We start from the raw sequence: 16744 nt of genomic DNA, 5'->3' as shown, positions 1-16744 counted from the left end.
ATGTTAATAAAAATTGTTATGCTGCTCATTAGTTTAGCTATCAACCCGTTTTTGTCGACCGCTATGGCGAATGAAAATCAAAGCCATGAAGAGGAAGACTCCCATCTGCATGAAAGCGATATCCAACCGTGGCGGATCGGTGCGGAGATATTTGTTAACAGCCATCTGTTCGAAACAGATTTTGGCGATATCAGCGGTGGACTCTATGCTACCGATAAACCGGGCGTTGATGTCAATGTAGAGAAAGGCGCGTTCACCCCTGGCAACTGGCTGCGTTTTCAACCAGTAGGTCAACTCCTGTTCTGGAATGGCAGCGATTGGCGGCCAGTTGTGCCAAACGGAGAAAAAGTTGAGATCAAGGATGCGCAGGAGAATGCCATTTCATTTCGCATTGATGGCGTAAGCGAACACGCCGGCGTCATTGGTCAAATTGACAGTGAAGGGGGTTTGCATGCGCATCTGGATTTTTCTATTCTTGATGTTTCCAATGCATTAGGCGGCAGTTCTGGGGCATACCGCATCCAGCTCAAGTTGTTTGAATCAAAGCCCAATAGCGATATCTCTGTTTCTATTGCGCCATCCCCGATCGCGATCGTTTTGAATCGTGGACTGCAACAGGAACACTTTGAACAAGCCGTTTCTGCAGCGGCTGATCTGAATGAAAATTCAGTTTTTGTAGCAGATACCGGAATATTGAATATCCAACGAGTCAAAGCGCTAGGAACATTCTATAAAGTGAAGTTACAGCATATCGGCAATAACCAATTCCAATTGATTGAAGCAGAAGAAATTTCTGGCACGGAATAATGGAGCAAGCAGCAATCGGATGCAATAAACCCTGCCAGAACCTGCGGGGCAAGTGATGTTGCGCCCGATTGAAGCAGAAAAATTGTTGAATCTGGGGTTATTCTTAACCGAGGACCCCCTGATGTAGCGTGCCAACTCTGGGAAGAAGCCCATTTGACAGACGCTGCGCATAAACCTGGCCATGACGGCCATGTCCGAGCATATTGTTACACCACTGATCAACCGGTTGCCAAAAAAATCTGCCCGACCTTGCTAGCACTGTTGTTTTAGCTGGGCAGTAATAGCTTGCGTATAAAAGATAGCCTGGCGATCATGGCGGCAACCGCCATGATCGCTATACTCAATCCACTCTGCTCGAGACGCTTGAACAATCCGATCATTACAGCTTGTTGCGATAGAAAAATAAAACTACTCAAGCTGACGTGGCAAAATATCATTTAATATCTTCGCTAGCGTTTATGGATAAGCAAACCAATGAGCAGAAAAACCATCATACGGAATACACAACTCAGCGATATCAGTTCCATTATTTTGCTACAAAAAAAGGTCTATCCCTCAATACCTTGCTGGCGCGAGGAAATGCTGCGTCACCAACTTGAAATATTCCCTCAAGGGCAGCTCGTAGCAGAAATAGACGGTCATCTGGTCGGCGCCGCCAGTTCTTTGGTCATATCATGGAACCAATGGGCAGTGCAGCATACTTGGAAAGACATCACCGCGCATGGTAGTTTTGATACACATAACCCCCAGGGCTTGACGCTGTACGGCGCGGAAGTTTTCGTCAATCCAACCATGCGGGGATCAGGCATTGGTCACGCGCTTTATCAAGGAAGACGGCGCTTATGTCGCAAATTCAACCTTAAGAGAATCATCGCGTGTGGACGCTTACCTGGCTATCATCGTTATGCCAAAGAAATGCCCATCGAATTATATGCACAAAAGGTCGTTTGGGGCGATATCCGTGATCCTGTATTGAGTTTTCAATTGCATGAAGGCTTCAATTATTGTGGTATAGTGCGTGATTATATCCCTGAAGACCGTGAGAGCCTCGGTTATGCGTCACTCATCGTATGGCTTAATCCTCATTATAATGAAAAGAAACCTACGCTCATAACTTGAAGGAATAATCATTGAAAGTTCGTATTGCTGCAGTACAGTACCTGCTTAGATCAATCAGCAACTGGGAAGATTTTGAAAACCAAGTTCGCTTTATGCTCAAGGCCGCTGCCGAGTATAAACCTAATTTTGTCATGCTTCCTGAAATTTTTACTAGCCAGCTCCTCTCTTTTCTCGATACTGAAAACAATATCAGGGCCGCTATACGCAGCATGCATGACTACACGCCGCGCTATCTTGATTTAATGGCTGAGCTCGCCAAAAAATATAATATTTATCTTATTGGTGGAAGTCACCCGAACTTACGCAACTCATTGCTTTACAACACTTCATTCATGTTCTCACCCAAAGGTGATCTGTTTTCGCAAGACAAAATTCATCGCACCCGATGGGAAAAAGACAAATGGGATACTTCTGCAGGCGATAAATTACATTTGTTTCAAACCGATTATGGCGCTGTTAGCATACTTATATGCTATGACATTGAATTTCCTGAACTGTCACGCCAGGTTTGCGAAGCGGGCGCCGATATCATATTCGTTCCCTCTTCTACAGATGATCGGCAAGGATTTTTGCGTGTGCGCTACTGCTCTCATGCCCGTGCGATTGAAAATCAGGTATACGTTGCCATGACAAGTACCGTTGGCAATCTTCCAGTAGAAGGGCTTGGCATGCATTATGGTTGCGCGAGCATCTTGACGCCCTCTGATTTTCCCTTCTCACGCGACGGCATAGCAGCAGAAGGAGAAATAAACATGGAGCAGATCGTTATTGCTGATGTCGATCTTAATATTCTTGCACAGAATCGTATCAATGGTACGACCATCCCGCTTTACGACAAACGTCGTGAAATTTATCAAAATCCAGTGGATATCGTAAGTGCGCATTGCTAATCGCTAGTACGAAAAAATTATTCACCAACTTTAAAACAACCCGAGACCTATTCTTTTATTCCTGACACTTTTAGATCTCGCTCTACTTGGTCAATGTGATTATCAGTTCACGCAACAGCGTGGGGCCACACAGCCCTTTAGTGCATCAGGGTTTACGAGAAATTACCATATTTTATAAGTATTCGGCCTAAATCCCTGTATGCAAGCCGGGTATACCAATGCGTTGGATATGGAGCGCATTGCCGCCTTCCTCGTAGGCGAGTAATCTGCCCTCTTTTTGCCAAAGCCGGAATGCCAAGGCATAAGACAGCACCCGTATTGGGTAATCACGCGGCAAGGTTTGCAAATACGGCTGAATGGTTATGAAATCGGAAGCACCATACTGCTGCATGATAAAACGCAAACCACCGTTAGCAGGACCGATATTGTAGGCAAGCAGCGCCAGAAAAAGGTCGCCTTTCATCTCAGCCAGATAGTGTTTAAAGGTGGCCGCAGCAAGAAAAGCATTATGCCTGGGATTTTCCAATTCGATTGTTTTAGCGTTCAACTGCATGAGTGCCTGATCGACCGCCGCTTTGGGAACCCGGGTAATCTGAAATAACCCGCGTCCACCGTCGTGGCTATTGCGTGGTATGAAAGACGATTCTGTCGCGGCAATGCCGTACAGCAAATTGACGTCGACGCCAAATGCATCGGCTGCATCTTTGATGGCAGGCTGAAATTCCTGAGCGCGATCAATCATTCTTTGCAACTGGGTTGGGCCATACCTGCGATAAGTCGCATAAACCTGATGTGCGATGGTCACCCGGCCAACTTCTTCTTTGCCACCTACCAGTGTACGGAAATTCCCGTAAGCCAATGTCAGCTGCCCATGCGTAACCAGCCATCCCGTCAATAAAGCGAAGAGCAGAGACAACGTTGGCGTCAACAATTCAGAACGACCTTGCAACCATTTTCTCAGTTTCCACCAGCCAATCAGAAAAATGAAAGCAACGAGCATCAATACCAGCACGCCAACAGCAAACGGTAGCAAACTGCTGAAAAAATGAGTACCTGAAAACTGGCTGGCAGAATAGCCTAACAGCGCCATAATGGCTAAAACTGCGGTAATACCGAGGCCAAGGATCTCAATGCTGATCAGCAGGAATTTTCGCTTGATTTCGCCAGACCGAGGTTTCTTTAGCCGTTTGCGGAGCTCGCTTTTATTAGAATAGGCTACCGGCCGGCGTTTGCGAACCGGTTTAGGTCTATTAGGGTCAAGTTTGGGATCGCTTGGATCAACCGTTTTATCCATCGAAGGTTCTTTAGTACGATATCAATCGACAAAATGTTAGCAGATTAGCGTGTACTTCCACTGCCCGAGCTAAGGATTGGCGGATACTCGCTTCCAGGCAGCGATGTCATCGAATGACGATCATTTTGCAGAAAAGTGTCAATGTTCCCGGCTAAGCGTCAACGCTGTGCTCTTCACCGATAAAAATGCTTGCGATTCCCCCGCATAATCCCATTGTTCCACTACGCATTGCGGCTTTCCTTTGACAGGCCGATAGTGGATCAGATTAATCGAGTTAGGCACCTTGCCACGTACCCGCTTGGATACTGCCGTACCCGCCTGCACCGTCCATGCCTTCCGTCCTGCGATTCCTCTCCGGCCATAAAGAGGTAAAACATAAGGGAGGTGGATGTGTCCCCCCAAAATAATATCCATTCCCGCATCGACCCAGGTGGGAATAGCCTGTTCACGCCCAATCAATAAATTGACGGTATCCGATGCTTCGATAGCGCGCACAGGATGATGTTCGACCACCACGCGAAACTGCTCAGGCTTTGCCTCACTGAGGCGCATAGCAACCCGACTGATTTGCTCTGTGGACACTTTGCCATTCTTGTGCAGGCTGGGGCGGGTGGTATTGACGCCGATGACCAGTAATTGGCTATTCTCAAACTCGGGTTCCAGTGTCTGTCCGAACACGCTTTGATAATTTCCATAAGGATTGAATAAACGCGCATACAGATTAAATAGGGGAATATCATGGTTGCCGGGAACCGCCAACACCGGTTTTTGCAGTTGGCGAGTAAAACGATGTGCCTGGTCAAACTGACTACGGCGTGCACGCTGGGTAATATCGCCGCTGAGAATGATGAGATCGGGCGACTGTGTTCGTGCCAGTTCTATGGCCGCCTCGAGTACCTTTGGTTTTTCGGTACCAAAGTGAGGGTCAGAAATCTGCAGTAAACGGATCATGATTGGCTTCGCAGGGCTGGATCACGGGGCACCAATAATGGCAGCCGGTGCTCAGCAACACTGAATTCAAGCGGAGAACGCATATATGAAACCTCTCCATCCATTGCCACCTTGATGCGCCGCCGCCCCCTACCCAAACGCACCGTCATTTTCTCAAAGCTAAAACTGATCAGGTTCTCGTCTTCGCCCAGCCGGCTCAGCAAACCGCGAAGCAACATGCCATAAAGGGCTGGCGTACTCACTGGCGTCGATGTGATGGCCACAAGGTGATTGCGCGCGAGCTCATCGCCTTTATCGATACCAATGTGCTCAAGCTGCAAGGCGTTGTTATTGACTACGATGGTAGGTGTGCGCAATGTGCGTATCTCACCTGCATACTCGATTTGCACGGCAAGTTGCCGATGTGCCTTGAGCAATGTCATGAGAGCAGCTCCTAAAGCTACGAGCCGGTTGCGCCCGAAGCGTTGTTTGAAAGCTTCGCGGTCTTCCAGCAGTTGCGGATAAAGCCCCAAACTGGCATTGACCAGAAAAATCTTGCCATTCAACTTACCCACATTGACAGGCTTTATCACCGCATCTATCAAACACTGAGTGGCCGCATCCGTATCCTGAGGGATCCCATAACAGCGAGCAAAATAGTTGAACGTACCTTGGGGCAACACACCAAAGGGCACGCCCGTCCCCAGTACGGCTTGGCTCACAGTGTTGAGTGTACCATCGCCACCGACGGCAACCACGGCTCCGGCCTGTTCCTGAGCTAACTTCACCGCTTGTTGCGCTGCGGTAATCAGTTGTGAGCCTTCTTCCACAACCATAAATTGATAACGGCAACCGGCAGCACTCAGGATGGCTGATATCGTATCCTGAGTCTGCTGGGCATTCTGGTTCCCTGAACCAGGATTCATGACAAAAAAGAAAGGTTGTTGATTGGACATGGCGAAATTTTTTTGTGTCGCTGCAGGAAACGTGGCTATCCCATTCAGCCCCGCCCCACGCAGTTAATTCAATTTTGTAATAAAAATAGGAGCCCTGTTACTCCCTCGTTTCGATTACACCCGCAAGTTTAAAGAAAATCAATAGCACTCGAGAATTTCGCTGGAAAGCATCTTGATGGATAAAGTTAAATTTGAATTGTGCCAGTGCGCTTCCATGGCCAAGCCTACACTTGGCCACATTACCCAAACTAACCCAGCACGCTTCACTTACTCGCTTTAATCGCAGTATAGGCAGTGAAAAGATTACGGTAGTCGGGGATATGATTGGAAAACAGCGTACCCAGACCCTCTATGTCATTTCGCCAGTCACGGTGCAGCTCACAGGCGACCGCAAACCAACTCATCAGCTGCGCACCGGCCTCTGCCATACGACTCCAGGCCGCCTCACGCGTCACCTCATTGAAAGTGCCTGAAGCATCGGTCACTACAAATACTTCGAACCCTTCCTCCAAGGCAGATAGCACGGGAAAAGCGACGCACACCTCAGTCACGACACCGGCGATAATCAACTGCTTTCTCCCTGTTTGCTTGACCGCTTTGACGAAATCCTCGTTGTCCCATGCGTTGATTTGCCCTGGACGCGCGATGTAGGGGGAATCCGGGAATATTTGCTTTAATTCAGGCACCAACGGGCCATTCGGACCATCTTCAAAACTGGTGGTAAGGATGGTCGGTAACTTGAAATACTGGGCAAGATCGGCCAAAGCCAGGACGTTATTCTTGAATCTGTCTGGCTCGAAATCGCGCACCAGCGACAGCAAACCTGCTTGATGATCGACCAATGCGACGAGTGCGTTGTTTTTATCGAGACGAGGGTAAGTTTTGCTCATTTATGACTCCTGTGGGTTATGTAAAAAAGACGACATCAACGTAGAAAATCCATTATTACCTGGGGAAGCCTAATGAGAGAGCTGTCCGAAATGCCCACTGTTAAAATCGGCAATTGCCTGATCGATCTCAGCTTGATTATTCATGACGAAAGGACCTTGTCCAACGACCGGTTCATCGATCGGCTCGCCACTGAGCACAAGCGCCATCGCATCCTCCTGCGCTGAAAACGAGAGGATTTCACCGCTACGCTCGAACAATGCCATCTGTGCCGCTTTCACTTGTGATGCTTGATTGACCTTTACCGTACCCTGCAAAACGATGAGTGCGGCACTCCAACCGGCGGGTAACGAAAATTCGGCTGACTTTCCTTGCTGCAGACGCAAATCCCAAACATTCAGTGGAGTGAAGGTTCTCGCAGGGCCAGCATGGCCTTGGTAATTGCCAGCAATCACGCGCACGCTACCCGCTTCGTCGGGCAGCGTGACCACAGGAATGCCTGTTTTGAGGATAGCCTGGTAATGCGGCACGGTCATTTTGTCCTTGGCGGGCAGGTTGACCCATAACTGCACCATTTCCAACCGGCCACCCGAACGAGTAAATGATTCGGAATGAAATTCTTCGTGCAGTATGCCTGATCCTGCCGTCATCCACTGCACATCGCCCGGGCCGATCACGCCGCCCTGCCCGGTTGAATCCCGATGCGCCACTTCGCCATGATAAACAATGGTGACCGTTTCAAAGCCACGATGCGGATGCTGCCCCACACCGCGCGGCCGCTCGGCTGGCACGAAATCGGCCGGGCCGGCATAATCCAGCAGCAAAAACGGACTCAGTTGTTTTCCATGATTGCGATAAGAAAATAGAGAACGTACCGGAAAACCATCACCTACCCAATGGAGAGGGGGTGCATCGTAAACACCTTGAATCGCTTTCATTGTTATCTCCTTTATAGTATTTATCCAATATTTGGATGCAATCACTATACAAAAAGGACAATCATCTGAATAGCCGCCACAATCAGTCTTCATCGTTCTATATAGAGAACAATGAGTGATCGAAGTACCATCAGATAACGTCTTGCGCTTTCATAAGGGGCGCCTTTCAAGAAAAAATATAAGTATTTGTTTATATTGTTTTCTATAAGAGTTACCCATAAATCATGATGACACCTGGCAAACGGTTTCGGCCAACTCTTGTTCAAAGCATGACAGCATGTGTCGGCGTCACAGCCAGAAGAAACTGCATCCATAGCGATAGCTTACGACCATCAAAATGATCAGCCAGCGTCCAACAAACAGAAAGTGACATTGAATATCGGAATTCCGATTTCGGAATCAGACTTGCCGCCTACAAAACTGCAAAAACGCGATATTTGAATAACGAAAACGCTGTGCCATCCACCCGCCTGGTAGGGTCAATAGGCAAAGCAACCGCAACCGATCGCCCAGGGATGGTTAAAGCTGGGCTTCCCCTGCCGCCCATACTGGCCATCAAGACCTAGCCAAACAGACAACTTGCCGTCATGTGCATGCGTGTGATCATGATCGCAACCCGCCGCTATGCAAGCACTGGCAATGGCGGGCGCAAAATCGGCATTAGCCTGCTGATAGCCGCCAAAATGGCGCACTGGCGACCAGTCAGGGCTGATCGGTGGCAAGGGCATGTCGTGCGATTTGAATTCCGCATCGGCATAAACGATCCTGCCTCCCACCACCGTCATGACGGCAGTAATCGTCTTGATGGCTTCTTCCGGTACCGTCATAAAGTCATGCGACAGCACAGCGAGATCGGCATACCGGCCTGGCAACAAAGCGCCCTTTACCCCTTCCTCATTGGATTTATAGGCACTGCCCAATGTCCACAGACGCAAGGCTTCTTGGCGCTCCAGCCGGTTGGCATCGCCGTACAGCGGTAAACCACCGACCGTTCTGCCGCTCACCAACCAGTAGAGCGATACCCAAGGATTATAGCTCGCCACCCGGGTGCCGTCGGTGCCACCCCCCGCCGGCACGCCCATCGCGAGCATTTTGCGCAGCGGCGGGCTGTTTTCCGCAGCCTGTTTGCCGTAACGGTCGACAAAATATTCACCTTGATAGGCCATGCGGTGCTGGATGGCGACCCCACCGCTCAAGCGTTGAATCCGCTCCAGATTTTTTTCGCTGACGGTTTCGGCATGGTCGAAGAACCAGCGCACGTCGCCGAACGGCGTATCCCGATTGATCGTTTCGAAAACATCCAGAGCGCGCCCAATGGTTTCGTCGTAGGTCGCATGCAAGCGGAACGGCCAGCGATTCTCCACCAAAAAGCGCACGACCTCATTCAATTCTTTTTCCATATGGGCTGGCATGTCAGGACGTGGCTGCAGAAAATCTTCAAAGTCGGCGGCCGAGAACACCAGCATTTCACCTGCCCCGTTATGGCGCAGATAGCCGTCACCGCTGTATGGCTTGACCATGTTGGCCCATTTTTTGAAGTCGGCCAGTTCACCACCCTTGTTTTGCGTGAATAAATTGTAGGCAATGCGCACCGTCATCTGCCCCTCTTCATGCAATCTCTCAATGATTTCATAATCCTCGGGGTAATTCTGGTAGCCACCCCCGGCATCGATACAGCTCGTCACTCCCAGGCGGTTCAGTTCCCGCATGAAATGACGTGTGGAATTGAGCTGATCAGACATCGGCAGCTTGGGTCCTCTCGCCAAGGTCGCGTACAGAATCAGGGCATTCGGTTCGGCTATCAGCATCCCGGTCGGATGGCCGTGCGCGTCGCGCTCGATCCGCCCGCCAGGATAGTCAGGCGTATCCTTCGTGATGCCAACTACCCGCAGCGCTGCAGCGTTCAGCAAGGCGCGATCGTATAAATGCAAAATAAAGACGGGTGTCTCCGGCGCAGCTGCATTGATTTCTGCCAGAGTCGGCATACGGCGTTCTTTGAACTGGAATTCGCTCCAGCCGCCGACCACACGCACCCATTGCGGGGGAGGCGTGCGTTCGGCTTGCATTTTTAGCATTGCCAGTGCATCGGCCAAGCTGCGCACGCCATCCCAACGTAATTCCATATTGTAATTGAGCCCGCCACGAATGAGGTGCAGATGGGAATCGTTGAGGCCCGGTATAACGCGCCTACCCTTCAGGTCGATCCTTTTTGTGTCTGGTCTGGCCAGCGCATGTATTTCCTTATCCGAACCCGTCGCGGCTACCCATCCTCCTGTCAGCGCAATCGCGGTCACTTCGGGATGGCGCTCATCCAGGGTGCTAATCTTGCCGTTGTACAAAATCATGTCAGGCCCACGATGCGCTGTGGCATGGGTCTCGTTTGCAAACAGATTGAAATAACGCTCCGCCAGCAAACCTGTGCCCAACAACATGCTCCGTTGCAGGAAAGCCCGTCGTTTCAGCTTGTCGATAAAAGGATTTCTTTTCATGGATCATGTCTCCTAAAAACCAAGAAAAAACCTCACACCTCGTTGCGCCAGGTCTGATCGTCATTGTCGAACAGACGGTTGGCTTCTGCCGGCCCCCAACTGCCGGCCGGATAGGTCGGGATAAACTCGCGTTCGACCGCCCAATGCTTGAGAATAGGGTCGATAACCTGCCAAGCCCATTCCACTTCGTCGAAACGTATGAACAAAGAGCGGTCGCCTTCGATCACGTCCAGCAACAGCGTTTCGTACGCATCGAGCGCTTGCTCGTCGGTCTTGAGATAACTCGCGTTCATTTGCATCACGCGCGTATCCATATCGAGCCCGGGCTGTTTGACATGTATTTCCATACGCATCGATTTCTCAGGTTGGATCGACAATAACACCCAGTTGGGCGCGACCCGCTCCAGCGGTGTCTCACGGAACAGTTGCTGCGGCGGATGCTTGAAACGAATGGCGATTAGCGAGGATTGCTGCGCCAATCTTTTGCCGGTACGCAAATAAAACGGGACGCCGCCCCAACGCCAGTTATCGATATAAAATTTGGCCGCGACGAAAGTCTCGGTAATGGAGTTCTTTTCTACCTCTTTCTCTTGTTGATAACCTGCCACCGCATGCCCATCGACATGCCCCCCCACATACTGCGCACGCACGGCATGCGCATGAACGGCACGCTTGTTAATAGGGCGGATCGAGCGCAATACCTTGACTTTCTCATCACGTAGCGCATCGGCTTCCAGCGCGGGCGGCGGATCCATCGCAATGACGGCCAATAGCTGCATAAGGTGGTTTTGCAACATATCACGCAGCGCACCTGCGCGATCGTAATAGTCGGCGCGCCCTTCGATACCAATCGATTCAGCGACGGTAATCTGCACGTGATCGATGAAATTACGGTTCCATAAAGGCTCGATCAGCGTATTGGCAAAACGGAATACCAGCAAGTTTTGGACGGTTTCCTTACCGAGGAAATGATCGATGCGATAAATCTGTTCTTCGTCGAAATGCTGATGCAACAGGCGATTGAGCGTTTGGGCAGATTCGATATCCTCGCCGAATGGTTTTTCGATCACCACACGGCTCATGCCACGCGGCTTGTTGAGTCCGGCTGCTTCGAGATGCTGAACCACTGCGGCAAAATCGGCCGGTTTGATGGCAAGGTAAAACACGGTGCGCGTGCAAGCCGATTCAGGTGATAGCTGCGTTGCCAGCGCATGGTAGGATTCCACCTCGTTGAGATCACCTTTTTGGTAACGAAACCGTGCCAGGAAACGCTCGAACACCGGGCTATCCAATTTTTTCCCGATCTTGTCTCCCAGCACGCTGCGTATATGTTCTCGCCAACTGTCAACTGTCCAATCGCGCCGGGAAAAAGCGATGAGGGTAAGATTCTCCGCCAGCCGTCCGGCTGCCTCCAGATGAAACAACGCGGGCAACAACTTATTCGATGCAAGATTGCCGGTTGCGCCAAATATCACGAACGAACAGGGCTGATTGCCGAATGGTGCTTTCTTTGCATGCTCCATCGTCCCTCCTCATGAGTGCTTGATCGCATGACCGCCAAAACCCTGCCGCATTTTGGCCAGCAGCTTGGCTGCATAATCATGCTTGCCTTGGGTTGCGAATCGCATCGCCAGTGCGAGCGTCATGACCGGTGCCGGAATGCCCTGTTCGATCGAAGCCAGCGCCGTCCAGCGACCTTCGCCCGAGTCGGCGACAAACGGCTCAATAGCCTCGAGCGTCTGATCCTCAGCCAAAAACGCTGCGGACAAATCGAGCAACCACGAGCGCACCACACTGCCATGCCGCCATAATTCTGAGATAGCGGCCAGATCGAGCGCATACTCCGATTTGTCCTTCATCAGCGCAAAACCTTCGGCAAATGCCTGCATCATGCCATATTCGATCCCATTGTGGACCATCTTGACGTAGTGCCCCGAACCGACGGGACCGGTATGCAACCATCCCGTGGCGGGTGTCGGCGCCAGCGCCTCCATATAAGGCTGCAAGCGTGCAGCGGCCGCTTTCGAGCCACCAAACATAATGCAATAACCGTTTTCCAACCCCCACACACCGCCTGACACACCGGCATCGACGAATTCAACGCCAAAGTGCGCACAGCGGCTAGCACGCGGCGCATCCTCCTTATAATGCGAATTCGCCCCATCAACGATTAAATCACCGGGCGACAGCAATGGCAGTAATGCCGTGAGCGCTGCTTCAGTAACGTCTCCGGCCGGCAGCATGAGCCATATCATGCGGGGTGTATCCAGTGTGGCTATCAGCGCGGCATAATCCACGCAGGCGACATGACCGGTTTCCTTGACTAACGCCTCGGTGACGTCAAAGGTACGGTTCATCACGGCGATTCTCATGCCTTTTCTGGCCAGACGGCGCGCCATGTTACCCCCCATTCGCCCCAAACCCACGATAGCAAATTCCATATTCACCTCCTCTCGTGTGTGCAATATGACTGGGTCCCCTCACCCACACCGCGTGCTTAACTTCTTCGTCAGCAGGAAAGCCAAACGATCGGGCGGCAGGACTGCGTCCAAACATCATGGCACAAAACTGCAAAATATACTCGCCATCATTTGGCCATCGGATGGAGCCTGCCGACCCCGCCGTTCATCTTTTTTACTGCCTGCAGCTTGCATCGACGACGAATCGAGGCTATAGCCCATTGAGATCGGCGTATACTCGTAGCCACGATTCAAGTATGCCTTACTCATCATGCACGATCTCAACGATCTTTATTATTATGTCCAGGTCGTCGACCATGGCGGCTTCACTTCAGCAGGACGAGCGCTTCATCTGCCGAAATCCAAGCTCAGCCGACGTATCGCCTTACTGGAAGAGCGGCTCGGCGTGCGTCTGATTCATCGTTCAACCCGCCATTTCTCGGTAACTGAAATTGGACAGACTTATTACGAGCATTGCAAAGCCATGCTCATCGAAGCTGAAGCTGCCGAGGATGCCATCGAGGTCACGCGCGCCGAGCCCCGCGGCACCGTCCGCCTGACTTGCCCAGTCGCGCTGCTGCATGCCCATGTCGACACCATGCTGGCCGATTTCATGTTGCGCTATCCACGCGTTGTTGTCCACTTGGAAGCAACCAATCGACGCGTCGACCCCATCGACGAAGCGATCGATCTGGCAATCCGGGTACGCCCACCCCCTCTGGAAGACAGTGAACTCGTGATGCGGGTACTAGCCGAGCGCAGCCAATGCATCGTGGGCAGTCCGGTTTTACTGAAGCAGCAAGGAATTGCAAAACACCCCGGAGATTTGATTCACTGGCCAAGCCTCGGAATGGGACCACCTAGGCAAGAGCATAGCTGGACTCTATCTGGACCCGAAGGAGAACAGATAGCGATTCGTCATACTCCCCGGCTGGTAACCAGCGATATGATCGCCTTGCGCAGTGCAGCCGTTGCAGGCATCGGCATCGTGCAATTACCTACCATGATGGTGCGGGAACAACTGGCGCAAGGCCAACTCGCCAGGATACTGCCCGAATGGGCCCCCCGCCGAGAAATCGTGCATGTCGTGTTTCCCTCGCGACGAGGTGTATTACCGTCCGTCAGGGTCTTGATCGATTATCTGGCACAGCGCTTTGCTGCACTGAATGATGATTAGATTGCCGATGAACAGAATCAAATCATCAGATTACTCCAACCTATTCGTTAATCCGCTTCTCGTTCAAGGTTGCAGCAATGTGGCGTCAATTGGGCCTCTTCTACCTTGCTCAGGACAGCGCCGGTTACGGGATTAGGTCGGAAGGTCGTGCACCCTTTCAGACCGAGATCGTAAGCTTGCTGATAAAGATCGCGGAATGCGTCGAATGCATACGCTTCCGGCACGTTGATTGTTTTGGAAATGGCCTGATCGACCAAAGGCTGAATCGCGGCTTGCATCTGCAGATGATCGGTTGGAGAAACATGATGCGCATTGACAAACGCAGGAGGCAACGATTCGTCGCCCTGCCGCTTGCGCCAAGCAGCCACGGCATAATCGGTTACTTGGTATTCCGAGTAATCCCCATCCCGCCCCAGTACGCGCCGGGTATACACGCTATCGAATACGGGCTCCAGCCCACTTGAAACATTGTTGGCGAGCAAACTGATGGTGCCTGTCGGCGCGATCGCCGTCAGATGACTGTTACGTATGCCGTAGCGCACGATACCCTCACGGATCGTTTGCGGTAAGTTGCGGATAAAAGCGCCTGCAAGATACTTATCCCGTTCGAACAAGGGAAACGGCCCTTTCTCCTGCGCAATATCAATAGACGCCTGATAGGCAGCATGGCAAACAGTTTGCATGACCGCTTGGGCGATCTGTAACGACTGCTTGCTGCCATACCGTATGTTCAGCATCATCAGGGCATCGGCCAGCCCGGTCACCCCTAAACCCACGCGCCGCGCTAAATGCGCCTGTTCAGCTTGGCTGGCCAACGGAAAATGCGACGCGTCGATGACATTATCCATTAAGCGCACCGCCGTCTTCGCAATGGCCGCCATGCCTGCCATATCGAGTTGCGCCCGTTCCGTAAAAGGATCTTGAACGAATTGGGTCAGATTGATCGAACCGAGATTGCACGCGCCATAGGGTGGCAATGGCACTTCACCACACGGATTGGTCGAATTGATCCGCTCGCAATAGTAAAGATTATTGCGTTGATTGATCCGGTCGATGAATAACACCCCTGGCTCGGCATAATCATAAGTTGCGCGCATGATGCTTTCCCATAATGCACGCGCACGGACACGTTTGTAGCACTTGCAAGGCACAGGGTGCGCATAACCAGGCCATGCACGCAACAAAACTGCAACCTCGCCTGCATGCTCGCCAGCGGGAAAAACCAGCGGCCAGTCCTCATCGTTGCGTACGGCTGCCATGAAATCATCCGTGACCAGCACTGAAATATTGAAGTGACGCAACTGGCTGCGATCCTGTTTGGCAGCGATGAATTGCTCGATATCCGGGTGATCGCAGCGCAATGTACCCATCATCGCACCGCGCCGCGCGCCTGTAGACAATATGGTGGCGCACATGCTATCCCACAGCCGCATAAAAGAGACCGGGCCCGATGCGATCGAGCCGACACTGTAGGCCTGCGTGCCACGCGGGCGCAACGTAGAAAAATCATAGCCCACCCCGCCTCCCTGTTGCATCGTCAGCGCACCTTCCTTGAGCGCATTGAAGATGCCTTCCATGGAATCGGCGATCGTTCCCATGACAAAACAGTTGAATAGCGTCACCTGATGCGAGGTACCTGCTCCCGCTTGAATACGCCCCCCAGGCAAGAATTTGAAATTCTGCAAACAATCGTAAAAGTGCCTCTGCCAGTGCAGGCTGTCTTTTTCCTGTGCAGCCAAGCTGGCCGCGATACGCTGCCAGGTATCTGCTATCTGAACGTCATAGACTACGTCATGCTTACGATAGCGATATTTGGCATCCCAGACATGCCGCGCAATGGGTGTGAGGAGATAGGGTTGATCCATATTTTTGGATAATCGCAGGATGAGGTCTATTCAGAACGGTACTGGAAGCATAATCGATAATTTACTAACTTTCAGTAGCGTTTTTGTATCTCAAGTTTTCCTCTATCCACACCGATAACAAAATAGTGTAGTGCGCAAGGAGACACTCATTCTTTGCCAGCTTCCAATTTTTATCTGAAAAAGGCAAACCTCGCGAAAGTGGGGGACGCAAAGTCATTGATCTACAGGGCAAATGCTCCAGGATAGCCTGACTGCCAGATAAGTCGTTCACCGAGGGAACAGGCTTCCTGGGTGATAGTGCAATGCATTTCAAAATGATTTATCCAAGCAGCTACATTCCAGAGTTTCCCCTGAATTTAAGAGGACAAATTCATGGAATTCAATCAACACGTTTCAGGGAATGCTGAAGCGCTGGTACCATTTCAATCATCGACAACGCATCATGATTCGAATAAAACTAGCAGAATACCCCTTTTTGGAACGATCATTCTGATCGTCTTTGCTGGATTTGCCGGATTTTTCTCCTCTCTCTGCCGCAAATCCACCCGTACACGCGAGTGAGCAAGCCCAGCACCCATTTCCTAACAACTCGATGCCTGCAAATACTCGCTCAAAAGGAAGGATGAATGAGGAATGGGCAAGAGGACGTATTCTAGTCATGCCACGTGCTGGTTTACCTGCCCAGGTTTTTGCTAGCATCCTAAAAGAACATGATGGCAAAGCCAGAAAAATTGGCCAAAGTACAGACAACCTGATCCCGAAACGATCCTTATTATTAAGGGATTCTAAAGAATAGATATAAATCAATCTATTACATGAGTTAGCAGAGGGAGTGGAAAAATTAGCAGCCAAACAGTCTGGATTTTGCGAAGATACGACTTTTTGAGATGGGCTTTACACAGAAATTGTTTGCGAGGGATTCCTGATGCCAC

The 16744-nt window shown here is 51.1% G+C and carries 16 protein-coding genes and 1 riboswitch; of the genes, 4 read left to right on the top strand and 12 right to left on the bottom strand.

What is annotated here, in order from left to right; translation table 11 throughout:
* Positions 1-807: a hypothetical protein gene (locus tag C8R30_RS11100; protein ID WP_090667394.1), complete on the top strand. Its 807-nt coding sequence runs from the start codon at positions 1-3 to the stop codon at positions 805-807.
* A 266-nt stretch (positions 808-1073) separates the two neighbouring features.
* Here the strand turns inward: C8R30_RS11100 and C8R30_RS15930 are convergent, their stop codons facing one another.
* The gene (locus C8R30_RS15930; RefSeq protein WP_181258735.1) at positions 1074-1244 is read right to left on the bottom strand and encodes a hypothetical protein; all 171 of its coding nucleotides are present in this window, start codon (positions 1242-1244) and stop codon (positions 1074-1076) included.
* Between the two features lie 37 nt (positions 1245-1281).
* Here C8R30_RS15930 and C8R30_RS11095 point away from each other — a divergent pair, with 37 nt between their 5' ends.
* Positions 1282-1926, top strand: coding sequence for a GNAT family N-acetyltransferase (locus C8R30_RS11095; protein ID WP_090667389.1), 645 nt, complete (start codon positions 1282-1284; stop codon positions 1924-1926).
* Between the two features lie 11 nt (positions 1927-1937).
* Entirely contained in the window at positions 1938-2816 is an 879-nt protein-coding gene (locus C8R30_RS11090; RefSeq protein WP_090667386.1) for a carbon-nitrogen hydrolase family protein, read from the top strand.
* A 187-nt stretch (positions 2817-3003) separates the two neighbouring features.
* Here the strand turns inward: C8R30_RS11090 and C8R30_RS11085 are convergent, their stop codons facing one another.
* The 9 genes from C8R30_RS11085 to C8R30_RS15925 form a co-directional block, all read right to left on the bottom strand.
* Entirely contained in the window at positions 3004-4110 is a 1107-nt protein-coding gene (locus tag C8R30_RS11085) for a lytic transglycosylase domain-containing protein (RefSeq protein ID WP_107790139.1), read from the bottom strand.
* A gap of 138 nt (positions 4111-4248) precedes the next feature.
* Positions 4249-5061 carry a metallophosphoesterase family protein gene (locus tag C8R30_RS11080; RefSeq protein WP_090667380.1) on the bottom strand — a complete coding sequence of 271 codons (813 nt, stop codon included), beginning with the start codon at positions 5059-5061 and terminating at the stop codon, positions 4249-4251.
* A complete protein-coding gene (locus tag C8R30_RS11075) occupies positions 5058-5996 on the bottom strand; it encodes a diacylglycerol/lipid kinase family protein (protein ID WP_107790138.1) in 939 nt (312 codons plus the stop codon). The genes C8R30_RS11080 and C8R30_RS11075 overlap by 4 nt, the downstream gene beginning before the upstream one ends.
* Before the next feature lie 263 nt (positions 5997-6259).
* Positions 6260-6886 carry an isochorismate family cysteine hydrolase YcaC gene (gene ycaC / locus C8R30_RS11070; RefSeq protein ID WP_090667377.1) on the bottom strand — a complete coding sequence of 209 codons (627 nt, stop codon included), beginning with the start codon at positions 6884-6886 and terminating at the stop codon, positions 6260-6262.
* A gap of 69 nt (positions 6887-6955) precedes the next feature.
* Entirely contained in the window at positions 6956-7822 is an 867-nt protein-coding gene (locus tag C8R30_RS11065) for a pirin family protein (RefSeq protein ID WP_107783421.1), read from the bottom strand.
* Between the two features lie 479 nt (positions 7823-8301).
* Positions 8302-10167 (bottom strand): amidohydrolase, encoded by a 1866-nt coding sequence (locus C8R30_RS11060; protein WP_219908361.1) that lies wholly within the window; start codon positions 10165-10167, stop codon positions 8302-8304.
* Positions 10168-10343: 176 nt separating this feature from the next.
* A complete protein-coding gene (zwf, locus tag C8R30_RS11055) occupies positions 10344-11834 on the bottom strand; it encodes a glucose-6-phosphate dehydrogenase (protein ID WP_107790137.1) in 1491 nt (496 codons plus the stop codon).
* Positions 11835-11843: 9 nt separating this feature from the next.
* On the bottom strand, positions 11844-12752 hold the full coding sequence (gnd, locus tag C8R30_RS11050; protein ID WP_090667368.1) for a phosphogluconate dehydrogenase (NAD(+)-dependent, decarboxylating): 909 nt from the start codon (positions 12750-12752) through the stop codon (positions 11844-11846).
* 114 nt (positions 12753-12866) lie between these two features.
* A complete protein-coding gene (locus tag C8R30_RS15925; RefSeq protein ID WP_177182295.1) occupies positions 12867-13043 on the bottom strand; it encodes a hypothetical protein in 177 nt (58 codons plus the stop codon).
* On the opposite strand from C8R30_RS15925, the gene C8R30_RS11045 reads away from it, so the two are divergent.
* The gene (locus tag C8R30_RS11045) at positions 13042-13947 is read left to right on the top strand and encodes a LysR family transcriptional regulator (protein WP_107790136.1); all 906 of its coding nucleotides are present in this window, start codon (positions 13042-13044) and stop codon (positions 13945-13947) included. The genes C8R30_RS15925 and C8R30_RS11045 overlap by 2 nt on opposite strands.
* A gap of 47 nt (positions 13948-13994) precedes the next feature.
* Here C8R30_RS11045 and C8R30_RS11040 read toward each other — a convergent pair whose 3' ends face one another.
* Positions 13995-15812 (bottom strand): adenosylcobalamin-dependent ribonucleoside-diphosphate reductase, encoded by a 1818-nt coding sequence (locus C8R30_RS11040; protein ID WP_107790135.1) that lies wholly within the window; start codon positions 15810-15812, stop codon positions 13995-13997.
* Positions 15813-15984: 172 nt separating this feature from the next.
* Positions 15985-16071, top strand: a riboswitch (cyclic di-GMP riboswitch).
* A 167-nt stretch (positions 16072-16238) separates the two neighbouring features.
* Positions 16239-16472, bottom strand: coding sequence for a hypothetical protein (locus tag C8R30_RS15920; protein ID WP_181258734.1), 234 nt, complete (start codon positions 16470-16472; stop codon positions 16239-16241).
* Positions 16473-16744 lie beyond the last annotated feature (272 nt).

The organism is Nitrosomonas nitrosa, assembly GCF_003051105.1.
Taxonomy (GTDB): Bacteria; Pseudomonadota; Gammaproteobacteria; order Burkholderiales; family Nitrosomonadaceae; genus Nitrosomonas; species Nitrosomonas nitrosa.
Note: the sequence above shows the minus strand (reverse complement) of the source record. Positions and strands in the feature narration are given on the sequence as shown.

Bases quoted from the DNA above. Each gene is read 5' to 3' on its own strand.
- C8R30_RS11075 (WP_107790138.1), bottom strand. From the start codon at position 5,996: ATGTCCAATCAACAACCTTTCTTTTTTGTCATGAATCCTGGTTCAGGG.
- C8R30_RS11080 (WP_090667380.1), bottom strand. From the start codon at position 5,061: ATGATCCGTTTACTGCAGATTTCTGACCCTCACTTTGGTACCGAAAAA.
- C8R30_RS11085 (WP_107790139.1), bottom strand. From the start codon at position 4,110: ATGGATAAAACGGTTGATCCAAGCGATCCCAAACTTGACCCTAATAGA.
- C8R30_RS15920 (WP_181258734.1), bottom strand. From the start codon at position 16,472: ATGACTAGAATACGTCCTCTTGCCCATTCCTCATTCATCCTTCCTTTT.
- C8R30_RS15930 (WP_181258735.1), bottom strand. From the start codon at position 1,244: ATGATATTTTGCCACGTCAGCTTGAGTAGTTTTATTTTTCTATCGCAA.
- gnd (WP_090667368.1), bottom strand. From the start codon at position 12,752: ATGGAATTTGCTATCGTGGGTTTGGGGCGAATGGGGGGTAACATGGCG.
- C8R30_RS11060 (WP_219908361.1), bottom strand. From the start codon at position 10,167: ATGATTTTGTACAACGGCAAGATTAGCACCCTGGATGAGCGCCATCCC.
- zwf (WP_107790137.1), bottom strand. From the start codon at position 11,834: ATGGAGCATGCAAAGAAAGCACCATTCGGCAATCAGCCCTGTTCGTTC.
- C8R30_RS11045 (WP_107790136.1), top strand. From the start codon at position 13,042: ATGCACGATCTCAACGATCTTTATTATTATGTCCAGGTCGTCGACCAT.
- C8R30_RS15925 (WP_177182295.1), bottom strand. From the start codon at position 13,043: ATGATGAGTAAGGCATACTTGAATCGTGGCTACGAGTATACGCCGATC.
- C8R30_RS11095 (WP_090667389.1), top strand. From the start codon at position 1,282: ATGAGCAGAAAAACCATCATACGGAATACACAACTCAGCGATATCAGT.
- C8R30_RS11100 (WP_090667394.1), top strand. From the start codon at position 1: ATGTTAATAAAAATTGTTATGCTGCTCATTAGTTTAGCTATCAACCCG.
- C8R30_RS11065 (WP_107783421.1), bottom strand. From the start codon at position 7,822: ATGAAAGCGATTCAAGGTGTTTACGATGCACCCCCTCTCCATTGGGTA.
- C8R30_RS11040 (WP_107790135.1), bottom strand. From the start codon at position 15,812: ATGGATCAACCCTATCTCCTCACACCCATTGCGCGGCATGTCTGGGAT.
- ycaC (WP_090667377.1), bottom strand. From the start codon at position 6,886: ATGAGCAAAACTTACCCTCGTCTCGATAAAAACAACGCACTCGTCGCA.